Annotated in this window: 13 protein-coding genes; 5 read left to right on the forward strand and 8 right to left on the reverse strand. The window is 64.6% G+C overall.

Annotated elements, in window-relative coordinates; genetic code table 11:
• Positions 1-36 precede the first annotated feature (36 nt).
• The 4 genes from ACH47X_RS23660 to ACH47X_RS23675 all read right to left on the reverse strand — a co-directional run bounded on the left by ACH47X_RS23660 (position 37) and on the right by ACH47X_RS23675 (position 5,874).
• Positions 37-1,245 (reverse strand): FAD-dependent monooxygenase, encoded by a 1,209-nt coding sequence (locus ACH47X_RS23660; RefSeq protein WP_397407467.1) that lies wholly within the window; start codon positions 1,243-1,245, stop codon positions 37-39.
• A complete protein-coding gene (locus ACH47X_RS23665) occupies positions 1,242-2,660 on the reverse strand; it encodes an MFS transporter (RefSeq protein ID WP_397407469.1) in 1,419 nt (472 codons plus the stop codon). Before ACH47X_RS23665 ends, ACH47X_RS23660 begins: the two co-directional genes overlap by 4 nt.
• A gap of 164 nt (positions 2,661-2,824) precedes the next feature.
• A complete protein-coding gene (locus ACH47X_RS23670) occupies positions 2,825-5,077 on the reverse strand; it encodes an ABC transporter permease (RefSeq protein WP_397407471.1) in 2,253 nt (750 codons plus the stop codon).
• Positions 5,077-5,874, reverse strand: a complete 798-nt coding sequence (locus tag ACH47X_RS23675) for an ABC transporter ATP-binding protein (protein ID WP_397407473.1) — start codon at positions 5,872-5,874, stop codon at positions 5,077-5,079. The genes ACH47X_RS23670 and ACH47X_RS23675 overlap by 1 nt, the downstream gene beginning before the upstream one ends.
• Positions 5,875-6,080: 206 nt before the next feature.
• Between ACH47X_RS23675 and ACH47X_RS23680 the strand changes: the two genes are divergently transcribed.
• The 3 genes from ACH47X_RS23680 (at position 6,081) to ACH47X_RS23690 (ending at position 12,525) form a co-directional block, all read left to right on the forward strand.
• Positions 6,081-6,467, forward strand: coding sequence for a hypothetical protein (locus ACH47X_RS23680; RefSeq protein WP_397407475.1), 387 nt, complete (start codon positions 6,081-6,083; stop codon positions 6,465-6,467).
• The gene (locus ACH47X_RS23685; RefSeq protein ID WP_397407517.1) at positions 6,467-6,793 is read left to right on the forward strand and encodes a hypothetical protein; all 327 of its coding nucleotides are present in this window, start codon (positions 6,467-6,469) and stop codon (positions 6,791-6,793) included. Before ACH47X_RS23680 ends, ACH47X_RS23685 begins: the two co-directional genes overlap by 1 nt.
• Positions 6,794-7,404: 611 nt before the next feature.
• Entirely contained in the window at positions 7,405-12,525 is a 5,121-nt protein-coding gene (locus tag ACH47X_RS23690; protein ID WP_397407477.1) for a hypothetical protein, read from the forward strand.
• A gap of 381 nt (positions 12,526-12,906) precedes the next feature.
• Here ACH47X_RS23690 and ACH47X_RS23695 read toward each other — a convergent pair whose 3' ends face one another.
• From ACH47X_RS23695 to ACH47X_RS23710, 4 genes are all read right to left on the reverse strand, one after another.
• Positions 12,907-14,073: a Shedu anti-phage system protein SduA domain-containing protein gene (locus ACH47X_RS23695; RefSeq protein ID WP_397407479.1), complete on the reverse strand. Its 1,167-nt coding sequence runs from the start codon at positions 14,071-14,073 to the stop codon at positions 12,907-12,909.
• 362 nt (positions 14,074-14,435) lie between these two features.
• A complete protein-coding gene (locus ACH47X_RS23700; protein WP_397407481.1) occupies positions 14,436-15,404 on the reverse strand; it encodes a hypothetical protein in 969 nt (322 codons plus the stop codon).
• Between the two features lie 13 nt (positions 15,405-15,417).
• A complete protein-coding gene (locus tag ACH47X_RS23705; RefSeq protein WP_397407483.1) occupies positions 15,418-17,442 on the reverse strand; it encodes a hypothetical protein in 2,025 nt (674 codons plus the stop codon).
• A gap of 175 nt (positions 17,443-17,617) precedes the next feature.
• The gene (locus tag ACH47X_RS23710) at positions 17,618-18,625 is read right to left on the reverse strand and encodes a hypothetical protein (RefSeq protein ID WP_397407485.1); all 1,008 of its coding nucleotides are present in this window, start codon (positions 18,623-18,625) and stop codon (positions 17,618-17,620) included.
• A 1,419-nt stretch (positions 18,626-20,044) separates the two neighbouring features.
• Between ACH47X_RS23710 and ACH47X_RS23715 the strand changes: the two genes are divergently transcribed.
• Both ACH47X_RS23715 and ACH47X_RS23720 read left to right on the forward strand, forming a co-directional pair.
• Positions 20,045-21,655 carry an ATP-dependent nuclease gene (locus tag ACH47X_RS23715; protein WP_397407487.1) on the forward strand — a complete coding sequence of 537 codons (1,611 nt, stop codon included), beginning with the start codon at positions 20,045-20,047 and terminating at the stop codon, positions 21,653-21,655.
• Positions 21,652-22,734 (forward strand): UvrD-helicase domain-containing protein, encoded by a 1,083-nt coding sequence (locus ACH47X_RS23720; RefSeq protein WP_397407489.1) that lies wholly within the window; start codon positions 21,652-21,654, stop codon positions 22,732-22,734. The genes ACH47X_RS23715 and ACH47X_RS23720 overlap by 4 nt, the downstream gene beginning before the upstream one ends.
• Positions 22,735-22,763 lie beyond the last annotated feature (29 nt).

Raw genomic sequence — 22,763 nt, forward strand, 5'->3', positions numbered from 1 at the left:
GAGCGGTAGGGATTTCCTCCGTGTTCCGGACCGGGCTCACGCCGTCGGCGCGGGCGCCGGGAGCGCGAGGGCCGAGTGGGCGGGCTGCGGCGTCGTGGCCGGCATGGCGACCAGCTCCCGGAGCATGGCATTGCGCTGTCCCAGCGCCTCGGCGGTGGTGGGGAACAGCCGGGCGCCACCCCTGTCGACCAGTGCCTGGTTCATCGTGACGAACTCGCGGGTGTCACGCTCGTAGGCGGCGAAGGCGTCGACGTGGTCACCGTGCGTGGCCAGCGACCTGGCGAGCATGTAGGCGCCCACCAGCGCCAGGCTGGACCCCTGTCCGGTCAGGAACGACGGCGCGTAGGCGGCGTCGCCGACGAAAGCCACCCGGCCGCTCGACCAGCGGGGCATGCGGATCTGGCCCGCCGTGTCGAAGAAGAGGTCGTCCGCCTGGTGCATGGCATAGACGATGCGGGTGACCTCCCAGCCCGCACCGGCGTAGGTGCCGGCGACCAGGTCCCGCTGGGCGTCCGGGTCCCGCAGGACGCGGAGCGGCTGTTCCGGCTGGTGGAAGTTCAGGAACGCGTGCAGGCCGTCGTCGGCGTCCCCGGTGGCGTAGAGCGCGGCGGCCCTCCCGGGGGTGTTCCACATCAGCAGCTCGCGCGTCAGCCCGAGGAAGTTGGGCATGGTGAACACGGCGAACCCGTAGCCCAGGTACCGGTGGAACTGCTCCTCGGGCCCGAACAGCGCCTTCCGGGTGCCCGAGTGCATGCCGTCGGCGCCGACCACCACGTCGAACGTGCGTTGCCTGCCGCTGCGGAACGTGACGTGGACCCCGTGCCCCTGCTGATCGAGGCGGTCGATGGCGTCGTCGAACACGAACTCGACGTCGTCCCGGACCGTCTCGTACAGCGCGGTGGTGAGGTCCCCGCGCGCCACCTCGAGGTCCTGTCCCGCGACGCTTCCGGCGACCGCATGGGGGTGGAGCACTGCCACCTCGGCGCCGTCGGCGTCCAGGAAGGTGAACCGTCCGGTGTCGATGTGCGCGGCCTGCAGCCGGGGCAGGATTCCCATCCGCCGGACCACCTCGATCGCGGTGCCACGGACGTCGATCGGGTAGCCGCCCCCACGAGGTGCGTGCGCCTTCTCGACGACCGTGACGGCGAACCCGTATCGGTGCAGCCAGTACGCCAGGGTGGGACCGGCAAGACTTGCGCCGGCGATCAGGACCGTGCGCCGGGCGGTTTCGGGCCGAGATGTCATGACCGGACTTCCTTCTTCAGGTGACGGACGACGAGCAGGGACAGGGCGGCCACGAGGGCGGCCACGAGAAAGCCGGTGACGAAGGCCGACTCGGCAGGCACCCCGGTCGTCGGGTCGTTCCCGGCGTCCAGGATCGATCCGGCGGCCTGGCCACCCGCGACGGCGCCGATCAGTCGGATCACGACGAGGAGGCTGGTGGCGATCCCCGTGTCCTTCTGTGCCACGGAGGTCGCGGTGCTGGCGAGCAGTGCCGTCGTGATCAGGCCACCGACGAAGGCGGCGAGCGCCCGCGCCACGACGAGCTGCCACACCGTGTCGTGCAGCGCGGCGACGGTCAGGAGGATTCCGGCGGTGGCGACCGCACCCGTGGTGGCCACGGCGCGTGCGCCGTAGCGCTGCACGGCGAGCCCGCCCACAGAGCCCGCCAGCACCCCGGCGATGGAGGCCGGCATCATGAACAGCCCGATGTCGGTGGTGTCGAGCCCCAGGCCGTAGCCCTCCCCCGACACCTGGAACAGCTTGGGGACGAACGTCTGCAGCATCGCCGAGATCGCCGCGACGGCGACGGTGAGCACGGCCGCGCTCCACATGGCGGGCGCCGCCAGCATGCGCAGCTCGACCATCGGGGAGATCGCCCGGCGCTCGACCGCCACCCAGGCCGCGGCGAGCGCTGCGACGACCAGCACGATGGCGCCGACGGCCAGCGGCGACACGCCGCCACCGGTCACCACCAGCAGGCCCAGCATGAGCGCGACCAGCGTGGCGCTCAGCAGGGCAACGCCGGGCCAGTCGATCCTGGTGCCCTCTTCGCTCGGCGGGTCGTTCGGCATCAGCCGGAGCACGACTGCCGTCGCCGCGACGATCACGATCGTCGGTGCCGCGAAGATCCAGTGCCAGGACAGGCCCTCCGCGAGCGGCCCGGCGACCAGCGTGCCCACGATGCCCCCGGCGGTGAACAGCGCGCTCACCACGCCGATGGCCACCTGCGTCTGTCCTGTGGGGAAGTTCTTGCGCACCAGGATGAACGACAGGGGCAGCGCGCCCACCATGGCTCCCTGCAGCGTCTGACCGATCAGCAGGACCGGCAGGTTGGGTGCCAGGCTCGACAGCAGGCCGCCCGCGGAGACCAGCGCCATGAGCACGAGCAGCACGCGCTTTCCGCCGTAGCGGTCGCCGAGCTTGCCCGCGATGGGCGCGACGATCGCGCCGGTGATCAGCAGCGTGCTGGCGATGAGGGCCGCCGCGGCCGAGTCGACGCCGAGCTCGCGCTCGAGCAGCGGACGCGCCGGGTCCACCACGGTCTGCAGGGTGCCGAGAGCGAGGGCGAGGGTGCCCAGCGCACCGATCGCAGGCTTGCCGATACGGGCCGGGGCCGGGCGCTCGGCCGGGGCTGGTGGCTCGAGGACGATGGTCATCTCAGTCGCTTCCTGGAGCGGTCGGCTGCGCGAGCACGGGTGTGATCGGTCTGTTTTCCATACCTCGAACGTAGGTTTCGGGGCATGTGCCCTGGAATGGTGGGATCCGCCGTGGGCACGGAGGATTTCCTCCGTGCCCACAGGCAGTACTGCACCTTCGGTCGCTACTCGACCGAGACGGCCGCCTCGGCCGGGCGGACGCGCGTGGCCTGCCACGCCGGGAGCAGGGTCGCGCCGAGCGTCAGCAGTACGACCAGCCCGACGATGGCCACGTAGACCAGCGGCGGTCCCGCGGGGATCAGGGAGCCCAGGCGGTCGAGGCTCAGCGGGACCAGGATGCCGAGCGCCGCACCGGTGCCCAGGACGACGCCGGTGACGGCCACGATCGCGGCCTCGACGCCGACCATCCGCAGCACCTGACGGCGGGTCGATCCCACGAGCCGCTGGAGCCCGAACTCCCGCTGTCGCGCCGACGTGCTGGACACCAGGGTGTTGATCGTGGTGATCGCCGAGTACCCGACGAGCATGAGCACCATGATGTAGATGGCGTACGACGCCGTCTTCTTCTGGTCCTCGTACTCGTCGAACAGGACCTCGCGGTCGGCGACCGTCAGACCGTCCCGGGCGGCGGCGAGCTCGGTCAGGGCGGCGACGAGCTGCCCGGGATCGGTGCCGTCCTGCGCGGTGACCAGGACGCGGGTCGGAACGCCCGCGGTGGTGTGGTCCGCCAGGGTCTCGGCCGGGAGCAGCAGCGTGTCATAGCCGTCCGTGGCGGAGAACAGCGCGGCCACCCGCACGTCGAGGAGGGTGTTGTCCCCCATCCGGAGCGTGATCGTGTCGCCGATGTCGACGCCGAGCCTGCCGGCGTGCTTGTCCTCGATCGCGACCGTCGCGCCCCGCAGGTCGGCGAGCGCACCGGCGGTGACGTCCACCGGCGTGGTCGCCTCCGCGCCCTGCGCCGTGACACCCTGGAGGTTCCAGCCCTCGCCCATCGGTGACACGTCGTCGGGGTTCTCGACGAAGCCGACGCTGCTGACGTACGCGGACGCTCCCGCGACGCCGGGTAGCCGGTCGATCTCCTCGACGAGCTGCGGGTCGACCCCGTCGTCCGCCGTCACCACCGCGTCGGCGACGACCCCGGCGGCGTAGGCCTCCTTGTCGGCGGCGTCGTTGGTGGTCTGCAGGTACAGCATCCCGGTCGAGACGCCGGTCAGCAGGATGACGGGGCCGAGGACGGCCGCCAGCCGGCTGGTCCGGCCCCGCGCGTTGAGGACGGCGAGGTCGCCGGTGAGTCCGCCGAGGGCGCGCACCGGCCACTGGATCACGAGGATCATGACCCTCGCGAGGACGGGCGCGAGCAGCGCGAGGCCGATGGTCAGCACGATGACCGCGGGAGCGGCGGTCGCCGGGGCGAGCGGCCCGCTCAGCGCGGTCACGGTGACGATGGTCAGCGCGACCCCGGCGGCGACGAACAGCAGCCCGGCGAGGAATCGCCACCCACTGATCAGCCCGCCGTCGAGCGAGGCCTCGGAGAGCGCCTGGCTCGGCTTCGTCCGAGCCGCCCGCCGTCCGGCCCCCAGCGCGCCACCGAGCGCGGCGAGGATCGCCACGACCGTCGCCGCCACGGACGGTATCCAGCCCTGGTGGAAGGCCACGCCAGCCGTGGCGATGCCCTGCTGGGCCAGCAGGTCGAACACGAGCTTGCCGAGGAACTGACCGGGAAGGTAGGCGGCCGCGGTGGCGACGAGCGAGAGCACGAGGGTCTCGCGGAAGATCAGCCTGCGCACCTGCCGGGGCGTCGCCCCGATGGCGCGCAGCAGGGCCAGCTCCTTCTGCCGCTGGGCGATCGAGAGCCCGAGCATCGACGCCACGCCGAAGATCGACACCAGCAGTGCGAACGCGGTGAAGACTCCGGCGAGCGAGACCACGTTCACGCTGGAGGCCGTGGCACCACGCAGCTCCGCCCGCCCGCGTTCGTCGCCCACGAGGGTCGACGTCGTCGCGTCCAGCTCGGCGTCGACCTGCGCGCGGAGCGCGGCGAGGTCGGTGCCCGGTTCGGCGACGACACCGATCGCGTCGACGGCCCCGGCCGGCGGAGTGCCCTCGAAGACGTAGCTCTCGGTCTCCCGCACGCCGGGCAGCGCCGAGATGACGCTCTCGAGCCCGGCGTCGACGCGGACGCGCTCGGGGAGGATCGCCGGCTCGTCCTCGTCGCCGCCGGGTGCGGCGTACGTCTGGTCGCCGGCGACGACGACGTCGGCCGAGCCGAGCTGCTGCGGAGGGACCGCGGCGCGGATGCCCGTCTCGATCAGTCCGCCACAGGCCATCAGGACGATCGCGGCGAAGAACATGGCAAGGAACGCGGCCACGAACGTCCCCATGCGGAAACGCAGGGTGCGGAGCGCGAGCTGGAACATCAGTGCTGTCCTCCCACGGCCGTCGACGGCGACAGGGACGGTTCATCCGCGTAGGCGCCCAGGTGGGTCATCCGCTCGGCCACGGCGTCCGCCGTCGGAGAGTGGAGCTCACCCACCACGCGTCCGTCGGCGAGGAACAGCACACGATCGGCGTAGGACGCCGCGACCGGGTCGTGCGTCACCATCACGATCGTCTGGCCGGTCTCCCGCACCGAACGGCGCAGCAGGCCGAGCACGTCCCGCGCGGTCCTCGTGTCCAGCGCACCGGTCGGCTCGTCGGCGAAGATGACGGCCGGCTCGGTGATCAGCGCCCGTGCGATGGCGACCCGCTGCTGCTGCCCGCCGGACAGCTCCGCCGGACGATGCTTGCGCCGTTGGGCCAGCCCCACCTGTTCGAGCACGTTCGCCACGCGGCCCTTGGCCGGGCTGCGGCCCGCGAGCCGGAGCGGCAGCGTCACGTTCTGCTCCACCGTCAGGACTGGGAGCAGGTTGAATGCCTGGAAGATGAAGCCGACGCGGTCGCGCCGCAGCTCCGTCAGCTCGGTCTCGGTCATCGTGCTGAGCTCGTTGTCCTCCAGGACGACAGAACCCGACGTCGGCTGGTCGAGCCCTGCCGCACACTGCAGCAGCGTGCTCTTGCCGGAGCCGGACGGACCCATGATCACCGTGAACGTGCCTCGCCCGAACTGCGTCGTCACATCGTCGAGCGCGACGACCTCGTTCCCACGCCTGCCATAGACCTTGCGGACAGCCGTGAGCCGGACCGCGTCGGTGGCTGTACCTCTGCCTGTGAGCATCTCTCGCACCGTTCCCCCGTGCCGCACCGGGTTGCGCGGGCACGACACGACGCTATGAAGGCGCGCAGGAAGCCTGCCATGGTGCCAGCCGGTCAGCCGCGGTAAGGAAAACTGCATCCTCGGTCGAGAGACGGCGCTCTTGTGTGCGCTGGAAGTGGATCGGGACTGGGAGGTTCAGCGCGCAATGAGGCAGCTACGGTGCCCCCATGAGTTACGACATCCTCGCGTTCGACCCCGCAGCGGTCACCGACGCCGGCTTCCCTGCATGGTGGGAGGAGCAGTCCCAGTGGTCCGAGGACCACTCGTACGACAACCCGGAAGTGACGACGCCGAATCTCAGGGCGTTCTACAGCGAGTTGATCCGGACCTTCCCGCCGATGAACGGTCCAGACGCGGTAACGGACGAGGACTTGCTTCGCGACGCGGAGCTCGAAAGCCGGATGACGGACTACAGCATCGGCACCTCGCTGATTTACGGCGCCTTCGCCTGGAGTCAGGCACGGGCCGGCCGAGCCACCTTCACAGCGCTGGCTGCCAAGCACGGTGTGGCTGTCGCCATGGTCAGCGACCACGGATCAATCCTGCGGCCGTGATGAAAGCCCGCCCGCAGATCGTGTGCTTGTGCGGCTCGACTCGGTTCGCTGAGCAGTTCCGCGCGGTGAATCGTGACCTGACCCTCGCCGGAGCAATCGTCATCGCACCCGCCGAGTTCGAGCACGCCGGCGACCAGATCACCGACAAACAGAAGGCCGCGCTCGGCGTGCTGCACTTCGCAGAGATCGACCTCGCCGACCGCGTCATGGTGATCAACCCAGGTGACTACATCGGAGAATCCACGAAACGCGAGATCCGCTACGCGCGCCGGACCGGAAAGCCGGTGGAGTACACCGACACCCTCCTCGGCGGCATCAGTCCCTGACCACGCTCGTCCGCACAGAGTGCTTTATCGCCATCGGCGCCGACGGTATTTCGTGGATCGCAGTAGGACATCTGGCACGGTGCGGTGAGAGTGACAACGGCCGGGACCGTCCCGGCCGTTGGTCAGGTTGGGGCCAGACGGACTCGTGCGGACTACTTGCGGACTGGCACGGGCCCGCAATCTGCGAGGGAGCAGGTAGCCCGTCGCGGCGACAGGGCGACCTGTGCTGCAGGTTAGACGTTGAAGCGTGTCATGTGGCCCTGACCTCGTGGTTCGCCGGTTGGCAGGGTGCCTTGGGGGAACTGTGGGGGAATCGGGCCGGTGTGCCGCTGCCTCTGGTGGGAGCCGTTTGAGACCTCGACGGATTGGTCGTGATTCGCGAGGCAGGACTCTCGCCTGCTCGAAGTCGAGGTTACCCGTCCACTTCTCCATCGACCCGTCGCCCGCACGGCGGGGATCGCCAACCGCCAATCGCTATGCCCGATCCGGGTCGATCTCTGGCAGACCGGTCGTACGGCTGGCAGCGTCTGTGGTGTCCGGTCCCAGTTCCTTCGACGGCACGCTCATGTGAACGGACTGCCGGGCGCTCGGGTTGTGGGAAGAATGGCAGCGTGGTGAACCCTCGGCTCGAACTGCCGCCATCCCTCTGGTCGACGCCGGACGGCGCGTGGCCTGCCCCTCCTCCCGTGCAAACGAAGCCAGCGCTGCTTCCGCTGGAGGACCTGAGCTGGCCGAACGCAGAGCGACTCTTCACGCGACTGCTAGAGACGGAAGCGAGCGTCGAGCGCGCCACCCTCTACGGTCTGCCTGGCCAACGTCAGGGCGGAATCGACGTCTACGCGAGAATCGCGCCTTCGCTCCAAGCGCCTACGAAGCCCGGCAGAAACTACGCGGCACTGCAGTCACGAAAGGTGGAGAAGCTCACCGCTGCATCGATCGCCTCCGCGGTCGACGACTTCCTCGACGGCGAGTGGGCAGATCGATGCTCCCGCTTCTATTACGCCACCAGCGTCTCGCTGCGCGACACCAAGCTCGACGCGGCGGTGCGGTCAGCAACGGACCTGCTTGAGGCGAAGGGCATCGAGTTCGTGCCGTGGGGCGTGGACGAGGTTTCGGAGCTTCTTCGTCCACAACCGCGGTTGGTGGACGACTTCTTCGGGCGGCCATGGGTAAGCGTGTTCTGCGGCGAAGAGAGCTTGCGCGAACTATCCCGCAGGGTGTCGCCGGAGAGAGCGCGGGCCGCGCGGGACGCGCTCGCGACGCTCTATCGTGGTGCGTTTCGCGCGCAGGGCGCCTCCTCGACGGTCACCGGGCACCATACTGCGGGACTGTCGTACGTCATCCTCGACGCCCAATCTGTCTCCGCCGAAGCGCAGATCAGTGTCCTCGCTGCATCGGAGCGGCCTGAGCCGTCCCTAGCAACCGCTCCGGTCCAGGAATACTCCGGTACATCGCAATTGATGCGGCGTCGGGAGGTCAGGCCTCAGCGACGCAAGTCCCTCCGCTCAACTGAAAGCGGTTCCGCCCGCACGCCAGTCGACGGATGGGTGGAGTCGGCACGTCTCCGGCTTCTGATCGGCGCCCCGGGATCCGGGAAGTCAAGCTTCCTGATGTTCGCCGCGACAGACATTCTGACCTCCGAACCGCAATCAGTGGCATTGCAGCGCGCTCACGGCGGCGACCTGCCGTTGTGGTTGCCGTTCGCGTTCCTGTGCCGGCATCTCGCAGAGGCCACGTCACACTCGTTGGTCTCGGCGATCCAAGCGTGGATCACCCAGCAAGGTGGGAACGCGGCATGGGATGCCGTTCAGCCTGCGTTGGACGATGAACGTGCGGTGCAACTGGTCGATGGGGTGGACGAGTGGAGCGACGCCACGTCTGCGGATCAAGCGCTCGGCCTCGTGGAGTCGTTCGTTGCGCAACGCGACATCGGGGCAATCCTCACCGCGCGACCGTACGCGCTCGACAAGCTGAACTGGCTGATGCCGTGGGCAAAGGCGACCCTCGCACCCCTCACCGAGAGCCAGCAACTGGATTTAGTGCATCGCTCACTCACCGAATCTGAGGGTGTGGTCGACGGTGTTACCTCAAGCCCGCATGCCGACACGTTCCTTGCCGAGCTCAGCCGTGTACCAGCCTTGGATCCGCTTCTGACCACCCCCTTATTCCTATGCGTCCTTGCACGTTCTTGGCGCGGCGAATCACTTCCCCCGCAACGTTTCCGGCTCTTCTCCGAGCTGATTCGGCTGCTGGTGGATCGACACCCGCAGATGCGCCGACGCGCTTCGTCGGCCAGCGGCTCGGAGTTCTCCACCGCGGAGATGCTCACCGTGCTCCGCGGCGTCGCGTATCAAGCACGTTTGGACGGGGGTTCCGCGATCAGCTCACGGGCAGACATGGAACGCCTCTTCCGAAAAGAGCTCCGCCGCGACGACGGGCTGGCATACCCGCCTGCGGAAGCGGCACGCATCGCCACCGCCGCCCTGTCACAAGCTGAGGACGAGTACGGGCTACTCGTCCCACAGGGCATCGGCATGGTCGGCTTCCTGCACAGGGTGCTGCTCGACCAACTCGCCGGCGAACACCTCGCCACCTTGTCACCCGGCCTGCTAGAGGAGACCCTTCGCGCACGTGCCGGTGATCCAACATGGCGAGACGTTCTTATCGCGGGCTTGGCCGCCCAGGTCAACTCGCATATCAATGCATCGCTGCTCACCGCGCTCAGCAACGATGCGAACGTTGATGACATCGACAAGTACGAATTGATCGCCGCAGCGATCGCAGCCGACGTCGCAGTCGCACCACCGCGACAGTCCGTGTGGGTGAAGCAGATCATCGAGCGCGTCAACGAACACCCCAACTCCGGCCACCGCATTGCACTGATCAAGTCCCTGGTCGCGATGACCAAGCACGTCTCACTTCGGCCAGACCTGCTGGCAACGTTCGCCCGGTGGCTGAGTGCGTCGCACTCACAACCGACCTCCGCGCTCTGGATGCTGCGAGAGGCGACGGTGGACGAGATGGGGGTCCTGAAAACGTTGCTGTGGGGACTGCGTCACGAGGACGAGGAAGTTCAACTGAACGCCGCACATGCCATCGCAATCCGCTACGCCGGCGCCGCGGACGTCGGCGCTCAGATTGCGACAAATGTCCGCGGAGGGGCGCGGGCGATTGATCAAGCGTTCTCACTGTTATGTCTGGGCACAGGGTGGCCTGATTCCCCCGAGCTGCCCACCTTAATCACCTGGGCTCGCGCACAGGTCACGCCCGAGCTACGGATTTGCGCGCTGCACCTGCTGCGTGAAGCCGGGGCTGGGACCGACGGCCTCACGCCTGCCGAGCAGCGGTGGTTCGCACGGTTCCTCGAGCATGAGGACCTGCGGCCCCGTGAGCACTGGTCGAGTCTGGCCATTCCTTTCGTGCAGCGAGTTGTGGCTGAACAGCCCGGTGCAGCGTCGTTCGTGTTGGACACCCTGTCCGGGAACGGCCGCAATGGCGGGAATCGACAGTTCGCGTGGCTGCTAGCCTGCACGACCTTCAGCGGCGACGACACGATCAAGGACTGGGTTAGCGGTGAGCTCGCCAGCCCCGATGGGCACGGACTCTTGCTGTACAACCTTTCGCTCATTCCCGAATCGTGGCGCGCGGACCCAGCCTTCGCGCTCAACGCGACGGCGACGGTCCGAGAAGGAGTGGCGACACCCTCGTTCAACGACGGCGCCATTGGACTGTCCGAATCGCTACCCGACAACGAGGCGCTAGAGGCATTGCTGCCGGCGCTGGACTCGTGGCGGCCCGTCGCGGTCGCCTCTGCGCTCCTGCAACGGTTCCCCGCAAACGAGCGAGTGCAGGCAGCCTTACGCGAACGGCTGCTCGGCTCGCGGGAGGCGGCGACGAGGCTCGCGCCGGTCGCCCTGGACGTTCTCGGCGCGCCGGACGGGTTCGACGCCCTCGTGAAACTGCTTCGTGCCGCCTCGAAAGAGGGTACGGACACCGAGGGCAGAGTGGTTATAGCGATGGCAGTCGCTGACGCCTGGAGCCAGTTCGTTCGGGACCAAGGCGACCCGACGATCGCGGCGGTCATGGCCGAGTACGACGCTGATGAGCTCGCCACGTTGTGCGCCGCGGTCGGTCCGGGTTTCCTCACCTGGCACGTCACATCGGTCATTGCCGCCTGGCCGACGCACCCGGCAGTCGTGAAGTTCGCATTGCGGGCCCTCCGACACCCCGAGAGCATCGCTCCCGGCATTTACGACCCGGCCCCAGCGGCGATCATCCGCACGTATGGCTCCCGCTCCACCGACACTGCGAACACCATGACCGACGCGGTCCTCGACCAACTCGCATACCTGCCCCCACCCCTCCGCGAGGCACTCGTTGATGCCTTGACCCAGAGCGACCTGACACCCACCGTCTTGATCAAGCTGCTGAAGAACTGGGCTGCGGACCCCGACATCTGGGTGCAACGCGCCGCGCTCGCCGGCCTGATCCGACGAGTCGACCGAGACCGCATCTCGGCGAACGCAGACATTTCACAACTCGACGACGTCGCACAGTGGCTGCGGACACAAGTCCGATCCGAGCTCTGCGCATATGGGCCCGACTACGAGGACCACCGCCAGACCGCTTGGGTCGGCATGCTGGAACTTAACGAACTCGAACTACATGACGGGCTCCTCGAGACGATCGGAGAACCCACCCGCCCAGGGACGGAACTTCGTCACATATTGGGTGGCCTCGACCACGAGATCGTGGACCTGGTAAACGCCAGATGGGAGAGCATCGTCGACCACTTCGGGGATGACATCTTCACATTGCTGTCGGCCCCACGAGCGAAGGAGAACTCAGACGAGGAAGCACGAGTCAAGGTACTGAGGGATCTAAGCCACGCTCAAACAACGCATCCCGGGATCACCGAGCTCATCTTGCGCGAGGCGGACTCCAACAACGGCTTCCGGACCAGCACCGAGTACCTGCTGTGGTCGCACCGCAACGGACGACGCGACCTCGAACTATTCCTGGCGTGCCTCGACAGCTCCGCCCAGTCGCGAGACGGATACCAAGAACCCAGCGAGGCATACGCAGCCCTCGTCGATGCCGATGCATGGGACATCTCCGACGACGATCTCCGAGAAACCATGCGCAACCGCCCGCACTTCGACTCCGACCCGACCCTGCGCGCACTCTTCTGCGAACTGTTCCCCGCCGATGACGCCAGCCGACGGATGTTTACAGAACTGGAGGCATGGTTCCAGGCGGGCACACCCCGTGCCCGCCGCGACTGGCTTGACACGCTGGCGATCGCTGTCCGCGCGTCGCCGGCCAGACTTCTGCCGATCATCGTGGAACGTGCCCACAAACGGCTTGTCGTCCAGGATGCGCCCCCACTCATTCCTCTTCTCACTGCACCGCTGCTACGGCGGTTACAGCAAGACCCAGACGCCACCGCGGCAGTACGTGCGGTTATGAACGATCCGTCGTCCGCGGACACCAACACCCCAGTCTGGGCGCCGGCTCACGAAACGGAGGATCGCGATGCCGAACCCTCGACTATGGCGCAGAGAATTTTCCTGCTGGCGACAGTCCTCAAACACGCCGGATTGCTCGACGAACACTCCGCGGTCAGCGTTCGCGACAATCTGATCCACGAGAGCCCGGACCTCGTCGTACTGGATCCGTTCACGGGTGTGGAGCGCCCGCTCCGCATCGTCGCAGACACGCTTATTCGATAGCACGTTGGTTGTCCAACTGACCATGCCGGCCCGCGCGCCAAACGCGGACGCGTATTCTGACCGGACATTGAGTAGTCCTGGGATTTCATCGGAATTGGTAGCCGCTAATGCCAAACCAGCTGACTGCCCATCAACCTGGCGGAGCAGTGCGAGAGCCAGCTGTTGAGGCCCGTGGCCCAGAACGCGAGTGCGCTATTCAGTAGCGAACCCAAGCCACAGCGGAGAGTGGGCGCTGGGCATTGGTCGGGACACGCAGAGCGACCAAATAGTTAAATTCTGAGCAACCGCTCTGCGCGCTTACCAGTCACCACAATACGCCACGCCGAGATCTGTCGCCTCGGAACAGTCCGGGAAATCTTGAATTGATAGTCGCGTCGTGATCTATGTGTATACCAACGTCGCGCCCTGGTGTCCGACCTCGACAACCTGCTGCGCGTCACGCAACAGCCAGTCCCAGCTGTGGATATGGATTCGCTGGTCTGCCGCAATCCTGCTCCGAGCGGGCTCACGTTCGACCGCGGGATCAGAACGCCCGATTATCACCAGGCCCGGAACGCTATTTGTGAGCCCATATAGATGGAGCTGGTCCTGCGCATAGGCCACGTTAGCCGTGAGCCAATCGCGCCAGTCTTGAATCTGCGTAACGGCATGCTGCACTGGTGCTCGAAGCGTCCCTTTAGTATTGAGCAGCTCGTGTCGAGGAGCTTCGAGCTCGACCGCAAGCCACTCGGGCCCCACACTGCTAACGCCCAGCACGAGAAAGTCTGTCACGTGCTCGGCGCCCAGTCGTCTCTGCGGGAGGACATACGTGCCCCAGTTGCCGTGCACTAGTGACGCGAGCATTTCAGGGTTGCGCTCAATCAATTTCTGGAATGGAGCTTCGTACTTCTCACCCGACTCAAGAAGGTCTTCAAGCTCCCGCAAGGCCTCGGATGACGGATGTCGGCTCGGAACCTTGTACTGCTCGAGGAGGTCCAAGCGTGGGGAGCTCGCCGGGTGCTTTAGCCGCGCGTTTCGCGATTTCGAATCCACTACAGCAACGAGCTCCTTGTATCTGTCGGAACCATCGTTGCGCGCAACCATTTCCAGGTAGTTTGGCCAGGACCGCTTGCCGAGGCCGCCCTTCATATAGATGACGCCCTTCTCGCCGATGCTCGACACGACCATGTGCTCGTCCGGCGCGTCGAAACGGCTGACGATGTCGCCTACACAGGGTTCGAGGCCTCGTAGCCCTTGAACCGTCAAGAGCATGTAGCGAGCCTCGAACCAAGCCGAGATCCCAGCTCGAGATCCGACCTGAAGCACAGCGCGTTGCGGTGACTCGACCTGTTCCTCGAGTTCCCAGAACGTTTCGGGCAGTTCAAAGCCATCCGTTACCTTTGTCATCAAGACTCGCGCGAGGTTGGCTTTGATGATTTCAGCCGCAACTGGAGCAGGGGTTTGGCCAAGTTCAATCCCGAGCACTGAGGCGACTTCACGCTGCTCGTCAAGCGGTCCTGAGGCGAGCAGTTCCAAGCGTTCAGCAACGTGCTGCCAACTGTCACTCATGCCTTGCGCTCCTCTATGCTTGAGTCCCTTGGTCGCGCTGCCAACGGACATGCCCCGTCCGGGTGCTCCATCGATCGAACCTAGCGACGATCCCCGCCAGGACGCCGACTTACCTCAGACGATTTTCGCGTGCGCTCGGGCTGGGCGGCAACGGCGCCGCTGACCGGCGAGCATCCGACTCACCTAGTCGTGAACGGGTGGACACTCGAACGACACAACGAGCGCGCCTCCGTGGACAACGCAAAGTAGGCCGGGGTCGATGGAGCACCCGAGAGGCATGCCGAACAATGACTTAAGCAGTTCCCAGTATCGAATACACACCCGGCGTGCATAGGAATATTCATCCAGTGCCCGTTTATCCACTAACGCTCACCTTCGCTCGCACGCCGCTCGATGTCCAACCATCCATTATAAGTAGCCATCGCCGAACGGAGACCTGCCTGCCAGGGCTCATCTGGCCATCCGTAGTAATCTCGCAAGCGTTTCCGAGCGTTTTGAAGCCCAAGGAACACCGATCCGAGCAACGTTGAAAAATGGCTCAGATCGAGACCGAACTGCACCGAGCCGAGACCAGGCTCTGATGAGTCCACGGCTTCGAGCATGAAGAACTGGGAACCATGAGACTGCCCGTGAGCCGTCGCTGATGTAATGCGGTGCATTGCTAGGCCGATACGGTTACCTGAACTCGCTGACGTGGCAAGGAGTGCGTCAATGAGCTTTTGATCGCTCGGCACCCGTTGCCCCAGGTAGCGCATTGGATCGAGTCCAGCCACCCGCGTTCTGGCCGCCTTATAGTCGAGCCCGAACCTCTTTGCGTTGGACTTAATCGTCAGGACTTCCTGGCCAATCTTTTCCAGCGAACCCGTCGCAACGCCGCTTCTGGGGTCGCCGGCGCTCACAAAGCCTCGCACAAGGTTACGCTGCTCTCGGAGAGTAAGAAGTCGAATGTTGTAACGTCGCCGTATCCGTTCTTGAATGTCAATCTCAGGTTCATATAGCCAATTCAGAACACTTAGAGACTCAAGGACCGTACGAGACAGAGTTGAGACGGCAAGGACGGTCTCGCGCGCGAGGATCACCGCGGACATCGCGTGCAGATGGTCGGAAACGACATTGACGTGGTTAGCGGCCTGGTGAACGACCTGGAATGTTGGCCTCCCCCACGAGCCGTCGTACCCGCGGTCTGCAAGGTCTGCTTCGGCCGGCGAGCCCTCGCATGCGAGAACTGCACCAGTCACGAATGGCTCAACAAGCAAACCAGCCAGATCCCGCAGATGTCGAGCGCCAGCCTTCATCTCGTCGGGTACCACGTGCAGTTCTGACTCGGACATGCCACCCCTTCAACTATGCATCTGTTGACTCGACGGCCCACCGCACGAGAGCAGAGCGGTCGCTCTTGCTCCATGCTCCGAGCGTTTTGAGTTGATCGTTAGCATCGGCAGATATCGACGCTTCGTGCGCAACCGAAACCCGGAAGTCGATGTGGGCTGTTGGCCACATCTCGACGACGCGATTCTGCGCTGTGGTGCGCACCACTTCACTCGTGAATTGACCGCGCCAGAGAGATGGCACAGCAAGAGCCTGTACCCGCGGGTGAGGATCATAAAGCGCGCCGAGCAACGTGGCGTCGAGCGCTCCTGATGATGACGCAATGCCCGTTGTCAACCAGCTCACCAAGGACACGGCAAGAGCACGGATACGGGCGCTCGGGTCGCGCGACGCTGCCAAGAGCGCGCCATCGAGATGCTCGTCGTACCCGAGAGCGAGTTGAAGGGCGTGCCGTTGCAGTTCCTCGTACCGATCGTCAGTCCCTTCGTCGTCACCCATGAGGCCGGACACCACGCTGTCAACCGGGGTCAGAGCCGGTTCCACCGCAATGCGATCGACCAACTCTGCTCTGGCAAGTGCAGTGAGCGCAGTGAGCGATGCTTGGCGCTGCATGGGTCCCGTGACCGCGCTACTGGCTTGACGGACAAGCGCGTCCGTCGCCTCTGGGCTCGAAACACCAAGTGCGCCTACCAGCCACTGAACATCAGTGGCTGGGTCTCGCGGACCTCCCTTGAAGACACCGCGAGTTGCGTCTCGGACGAACTGATCAACACGAGCCACTGACGCGACGAGCGCATGTTCGAGCATGTCGATGGTGAACAACTCAGGGGCAAGGTTCGCGGCTCGGGGAAGTTCGTGATGAGGCAGTTGCGCTGCCATCTCGCTCTGCATGCGCTCAGCAACTTCTGCCGGCAGACGTGTCCAAGCCCGCGTAAGAGCCGACCAACCAATTTCGTGCCATGGGCCGTCGGTATCGGAGAGTGCCCCCTTCAGACCACGTTCAAGAATCGTGGAGTTGAGGCGGTCGATCAGGCCGGGTTGCATGGAACGCAGCAAGATCCCGAGTTCGTGGTCAGTCAACTGGAGCGCCCGTTGCATGGCCTGCTCGGACTGCGGAATCAGATAGCCGAACAACGTCAAAGACTGTGCGAGGTCACTGTGCGGGCTGAGGTCCTCTGACGGCGGCTCGAAGAGGTCGACCAGTGACTGAACTACTGGGGGCGGCAACTCGGACCACAGAGCGAGGCAGGCATCCCACCAAAGCTCGGTCCTCATCACGCTGCGGCCTTGGTGGAGACGTGAGATGAGGAGTTCGCTGACGGCCTCGCTGGAGAGATGACCTTCCAAGGAATCAATGAGCAGGCCGGGGGTGGTGCCGCCACCACGAACCCATTGTGCGATGCCACGGACAACATCGTCCGGCTCACGGCTCCGTGCGAGCAGCAGAGCTGCATGCTCGCGCTGAATTCCCGGCAAGAGCCACAGTGCGCCCGCCCAACTCGCTTGAAGTTCGGCAGATTGAATCTCCGAGCCTTCGGGGGAAGGCGACCCAAATGTCCAGGTCCGGATCCAGGGGCTCCGGAACGAAAGCTTGAATCGCTCTTCGACACTCCTCCGTGCGGCTTGATCAGCATGCCGACTGATCCATGGGAACTGGATCATATCGCCACGACTCCTACCAAAATGAATGATCTGGTTGGCCCCGAACCACCCACCGATCTCGTCGAGCTGCGCGCGCAGCTCCACCCCCGCGGCAGCTCGTGCCCTTTCGAAGTGGTGAGCAGCCAGATCCGGCCAGCCCTGATCACCGGCCCACGACGCAAGCTTGCAGTGACACCGGGCAACAAGATCTCTGCTTCCTAGCCCAGAAAGCTCAGCCAAGCGCAGCTCGACATGCTCGAAGTCACGTCGCCTTGCGTCCGACATCCACGCGAGCAGAAGAAGACCGAAAAGACCGCGAATTCCTGAATGGCGGGCAACAATGGAGTATTGTTTTTTGGCAAATTCTAGGTCGCCGCTCAGTTCGGCACGCAGCCCCAATGTTGCGCGCCTTAGCGGAGACATCCGCTTGGCTGGTACGTCTGAATCCTCGGCGAATGCTCCGGGACGTAGTTGAAGTGTCTCGAGGAATGCTGTTGCCTCATCCCCACCGATCGCGCTAATTCTGGGCACTTCCCACGTAATGCATGCTCGGTAGAGTTGGTCGTCACGGTCTTCAACGGTACTCAAGGAACAGCTCCTCCCTACGTGCACCCCGTGTGATGTCCGCCAGTACCGCATACACCACGCTAGCGATCGACAGGGTCGCCTCATCACTTCCTGGTGGCCCGGTCCGGTCGTATGCAATTTCTCCATGTTCTCGAAGAAATTTCTTGAGACGCTGGTTCTTACGCCGTTCATCCGGGTTCTCCATCCAGACGACAGCCAGCTGCGTGTCTTTCTCCCCGAGGACCGCCTCAATCTCCTCTCGCGTTCCGGGGCGAACCTCGGTCGCAAGGAGGACTACTGTCAGGTGCGATTCCCTGGCTCGACGAACGAACTCCTCGTTCATTTCCGTAGTTCGACGCGGGGCGTCATGCTCCCACCGATCGACCTCAAGTACGAACGGTCGCTCCACGTCCTCACGCAAGCGAAACTGATGATTCGCCTCCACCACCAGTGCCTCGAACAAGTCACGTTGCCGCACGACGTCATTACCTGACGAGACGAAGAAGACGAACCGGAAGACCAGGTGGCCCGGACGGCCGATGTAGTCTTTGGGCCCAGCCGGCGTCATCGGAGCCATGCCTTCAAACCGCCGACTCCCTCTCCCGTCCGAACCCGCATGACTGACCGCCCTCTCAGTGCAGACCCACTCGCGCGGGCCAGATGGCTCGCCCGGGGTGCTGGCGCCCCAACGACGTCGTGGAGTACTCGCACCGCGACAGTCAAGCACCGGAACTGCTGTTCGGGGTTCGCCGAGGTGGGTGATTGTTGGGCCGACCGGGTGAATTTGCTCGTCGACCTCCACAAGCGGCTCCGGCTTCGCGTTCCACGTTGTGGCGGTAGCTGACACGATGATGCGTTCTTCAGCGTAGAACGCCGTCGCCTCCAGGTTGCTTTGTTCGAGTTTTATACCCCGCAAGCACAGGGCAACGGATCCTTGCATCAGCGCAATCTCGACATTGGCGACCAGTGAGGTGTTCCCTGATCCCAGCAGCAGGCCAGGCAGTGTCCGTTCCAACGTGTCTGCAACTACACGTGGCGCTCGCTGACTTCGCCACTGACCCGCGCCTCGAACGTACGTCGCTACCTGCCAGAGTTCGCATGCAGGCGAACACACCTCCAATTCGGGGTGGTGCGTACTAGCCTCTATACATGACACCGATGCGTCGAAGGGCCTGGTCAGTGGCGTTCGGAGTGGTGCTGGTCGTTGGGGTGTTGGCCAGCGCCGTCCTTACATTCGTAGATGAGCCGCCGGTTGTGCCCAGGCTCGTTGCCGTCCTTCTTGTCGCCGCTGGCGCGTCCGTTCCAGTCGCCCGGCAGCTAAGGGCCGAACTCACGCCGTCTCAGTGGGAACGGTACGTCTCATATAGACGGCGCGATCCTTCGTTTCCCGAAACGGATGCACCGTGGCAGTTATTCGGAATCTCTCCCGGAGACACTATCTTCAAAGTACGCGACGTCATGGATGGCAATGAAGACGAAATCGTAAAGTCGTACCGCGGACCCGCAGGCTCAGACGTACGGGTATGGCGCCGACCCGGCTTCGCTCTCCACGCGACCGTCTATCAGGATGAGGTGTACTCGATGACGGCAAAGATAACGGAGGACCATGGCCCAAGTGCGAAGGTTTCCGTGCCGCCGCTATCGGCCAACGGTCCGGCTATGGTCCTCGGAAGCACTCGCCTCTCGAAGGTGGACCGCAAGGTTGGGGCTCCAAGCGAGTCCTCCCTCCATAGCGCAGAAGACTTTGAGTGGATTGAGCTACGGAGCGCAACAGGCCCCGAGGGTTCGCTCAAGAAGACGTACGGAATTTGGAGAAATATCTCTGAAGGCCACAGGATCGCAGAAGTGCCGCTAACAACCTGCACCATAGAGTACGGGTATATTAAGCGCACCAATGGGCACCTTAATTGGAGCGGGTGGCCGGACCTGCAAGCGTCGACTTCTTGAACTCCCTTTCGCTGATGGATGCTCGCCCCCAAACCGCGAATTGCCCATAGTGACGTCGTCGCTGTTGTTCTCGGTGGGCGTCCACGACACGGACGCTAGTTGCGGATCCCTCACCGTGATCAACCAACGCTCCAGCTCGCTTGGCTACGGGGTGGTGGACCGGGGTGAGTCGGGAGCGAGAGTTGCTGCTGCGTCCTGGCCTGGAGTGCTACAGGCAACAGAGTCGTCGTAGGAGCGGACGCGTAACACGGTTTGGTCGAATTCGAGACCGAAGGTGGCTGCAACCTATCGGGAACGAAGCCTGGTCGGCGTACTGCCACCGCTAGCCGGACCGGAGGGACACCAACGCAGCGGCCTGGGTTCCCCGACCACGCGATTCACCCCGTGTCGGATCGTCCTCGCCGTGCCGTGTGCCAGCGCGTGATGCTTCAATCCCATGGGCACTGTGTCCGGTTCTGAGGTGTTCGCGAGGAGAGGGGTTCCGCGCATGATCGAGCGGATCATCGTTGAGGGTTATCGCCTGTTTCAGAAGTTCGAGTTAGAGCCGTCCGATGGGCTCAACATCATCGTCGGCGGCAACGAGGCGGGGAAGTCGACACTGTTGGAGGCGATCGGGCTCGCCCTGACCGGGCGGATCAACGGCCGCTGGGCCGAGGAAGTACTCAATCCCTACTGGTTCAACCAACAGCAGGTCACCGGTTATTTCTCGTCGCTGTCCACCGAGGCAGCGGCGGACCCGCCCGAGATCCTGATCGAGCTCTACCTCTCGTCCTCCGACCCGGACGTCCAACTGCTCCGTGGCGTGCACAACTCTCTCAAGACCGACGCACCCGGAGTGAGCCTCCGCATTCGGCCCTCGGACGACTACGCCGCCGAGCTCGCCGAGTATCTCGCGGATGCAACCAGGCCCAATATCCTCCCGGTCGAGTACTACGAGGTCCAGTGGCGCGACTTCGCCGACGCCCGACTACACCGCCGCCCGAACGGGCTCGGGGTCGCATTTATCGACTCACGCACGATCCGCTCGACGCACGGAGTCGACCACAACACCCGCGAGATGCTGACGAACTTCATGGACGCCAAGGAACGCGCCGCCATCTCGGTGGCGCATCGAGGCGCTCGGCAAACCATCTCGCGTGAGGCTCTGAACGGCGTCAACGAGCGCATCGCGGCGGAAGGTGTCGCCTTATACGACCGGACTCTGGGCCTGCAGATGGACCAGTCGGCTGCTGCGGGATGGGAAGCAAGCATTGTTCCGCACGTCGAGGAGGTGCCGTTCGCAATGGCAGGCCAGGGGCAGCAGGCTGCGATCAAGGTGGCCCTTGCGCTGAACCGGTCGGCTACGAGTACTGCCTATGTGCTCATCGAGGAGCCCGAGAACCATCTCTCGCACACTGCCTTGACCCGGTTGATCGACCGGATCCAGAGCCTGGCCGGCGGGCGTCAGGTCTTCATCACGACCCACAGCTCCTACGTTCTCAACCGTCTTGGCGTGGATCGGCTTCGCCTTCTGCACGCGGGCAAGGCCTCTGCGTTCTCCGACATCAGAATCGAAACCGTCGGTTACTTCCGGAAGTTGTCGGGTTTCGACACCCTGCGCCTCGTGCTGGCCGACAAGCTTGTCCTGGTTGAGGGGCCGTCCGACGAGATGCTCTTCGAACGCGCCTTCCTCGACACGCACGACAAGAAGCCCATCGACGCTGGGATCGACATCGTCTCCATGAAAGGCGTGTCGTTTGCGCGCGCACTAGAGCTCGCTGCCGCAATCGACCACCACAGTGTGGCCGCGCTCCGTGACAACGACGGAAAGGAGCCCGAACACTGGAGACGCCCCGTCGCCGAGTATCTTGCGAACGGCAAGCGTGACCTTTTCATCGGTGGACCCGAGCTCGGCTCGACTTTGGAGCCTCAGGTCGTCAAGGCGAACGTCGCCGACGAAGCAGCCTTGCGTGAGGCGCTCGGCATCACGGACTCACCGACGTCGACTGAGGAGTGGATGCACGACCACAAGACAGGTGCGGCGTTGCGGATCGCGGACTCGCCGACGTCAATCGTCTACCCCGAGTACCTGATGCGAGCGATCGAGTTCGTTGCATGAACCGGGCGGTACTCGCCGTCGCGGGATCACGCAAGACTCAGTCGATCGTCAACGCGTGCGCAAACGGTCCGACAAACGTCCGGCGCCTGGCCGTCACCTACACAACCTCCGGACAAGCCGAACTCGAACGACGGCTACGCTCAGCTTGCCCTGCCGGCGCAGTGCCAAAGGTCGTGGGCTGGTATGCGTTCTTGATGCGGCACTGCATCCGCCCCTACCTGCCCCTCAAATACCCAGGACGGCACCTGCGCGGCCTGAACTTCGACGGTGAACCGGCTGGAGGTCGCTTCGCGACCGGCGCCCCACGCTTCCTCGACTCCGACAACCGCGCCTACAAACTGCACCTCTCGAAGCTCGCCTACGACGTCGTGCTTGCGAGCAAGGGCGCCGTCATCGACCGCCTGACCAATATTTACGATGAGATCTATATCGACGAGGTCCAAGACCTCACTGGCTGCGACCTACGCATCCTCGAGATGCTGATGAACGCTGACGGGATCGATCTGCACATGGTCGGCGACGTCCGCCAGTCGGTCTTCGACACCAACCCCCGAGACCAGAACCTTAGAAAGTACCGGGGCGTCAAGATGCTCGACTGGTTCAACGTCCATGAGAAGTCAGGCCGGCTGGATGTCCAGCACAACGCCGAGACGTGGCGGTCCAACCAGGAGATCGCGACGTTCTCCGACAAGATCTTCCCTCCCAAGTTCACCTTCCAGGCCACTGTCTCCAAGCAGGCAGTCGTTACCGGGCACGACGGCGTCTACGCCCTCAGCGAGGGAGATATCGAGGAGTACCTCGCCACCTACCGCCCTCAGCCACTGCGACCCAGGATCGCGGTGGCCAGGGAAGTCGAGCTACCGTTCCAGAATTTTGGTGCCGTCAAGGGGCTGACGTTTGAACGAGTCCTGATCTATCCAACACAACCCATCGTGCGGTTCCTCACCAAGGGGGAACCACTTGCGGACCAGACAGCTTGCGGTCTGTACGTGGCAGTCACTCGTGCAATGCATTCAGTTGCGTTCGTCGTGTCCGATCCGTCCGAAACACGCTTGCGGCCGTGGCAGCGGGGCCTGTAGCAAGGGCGTGGTTCGCCAAGAACCTCACC

The sequence above is a fragment of the Promicromonospora kroppenstedtii genome, assembly GCF_044389675.1.
In the GTDB taxonomy this organism is placed as follows: domain Bacteria; phylum Actinomycetota; class Actinomycetes; order Actinomycetales; family Cellulomonadaceae; genus Promicromonospora; species Promicromonospora kroppenstedtii.

Coding starts and splice junctions, on each gene's coding strand:
- ACH47X_RS23660 (WP_397407467.1), bottom strand. CDS start 1,245: ATGACATCTCGGCCCGAAACCGCCCGGCGCACGGTCCTGATCGCCGGC.
- ACH47X_RS23665 (WP_397407469.1), bottom strand. CDS start 2,660: ATGACCATCGTCCTCGAGCCACCAGCCCCGGCCGAGCGCCCGGCCCCG.
- ACH47X_RS23670 (WP_397407471.1), bottom strand. CDS start 5,077: ATGTTCCAGCTCGCGCTCCGCACCCTGCGTTTCCGCATGGGGACGTTC.
- ACH47X_RS23675 (WP_397407473.1), bottom strand. CDS start 5,874: ATGCTCACAGGCAGAGGTACAGCCACCGACGCGGTCCGGCTCACGGCT.
- ACH47X_RS23680 (WP_397407475.1), top strand. CDS start 6,081: ATGAGTTACGACATCCTCGCGTTCGACCCCGCAGCGGTCACCGACGCC.
- ACH47X_RS23685 (WP_397407517.1), top strand. CDS start 6,467: ATGAAAGCCCGCCCGCAGATCGTGTGCTTGTGCGGCTCGACTCGGTTC.
- ACH47X_RS23695 (WP_397407479.1), bottom strand. CDS start 14,073: ATGAGTGACAGTTGGCAGCACGTTGCTGAACGCTTGGAACTGCTCGCC.
- ACH47X_RS23700 (WP_397407481.1), bottom strand. CDS start 15,404: ATGTCCGAGTCAGAACTGCACGTGGTACCCGACGAGATGAAGGCTGGC.
- ACH47X_RS23715 (WP_397407487.1), top strand. CDS start 20,045: ATGATCGAGCGGATCATCGTTGAGGGTTATCGCCTGTTTCAGAAGTTC.
- ACH47X_RS23720 (WP_397407489.1), top strand. CDS start 21,652: ATGAACCGGGCGGTACTCGCCGTCGCGGGATCACGCAAGACTCAGTCG.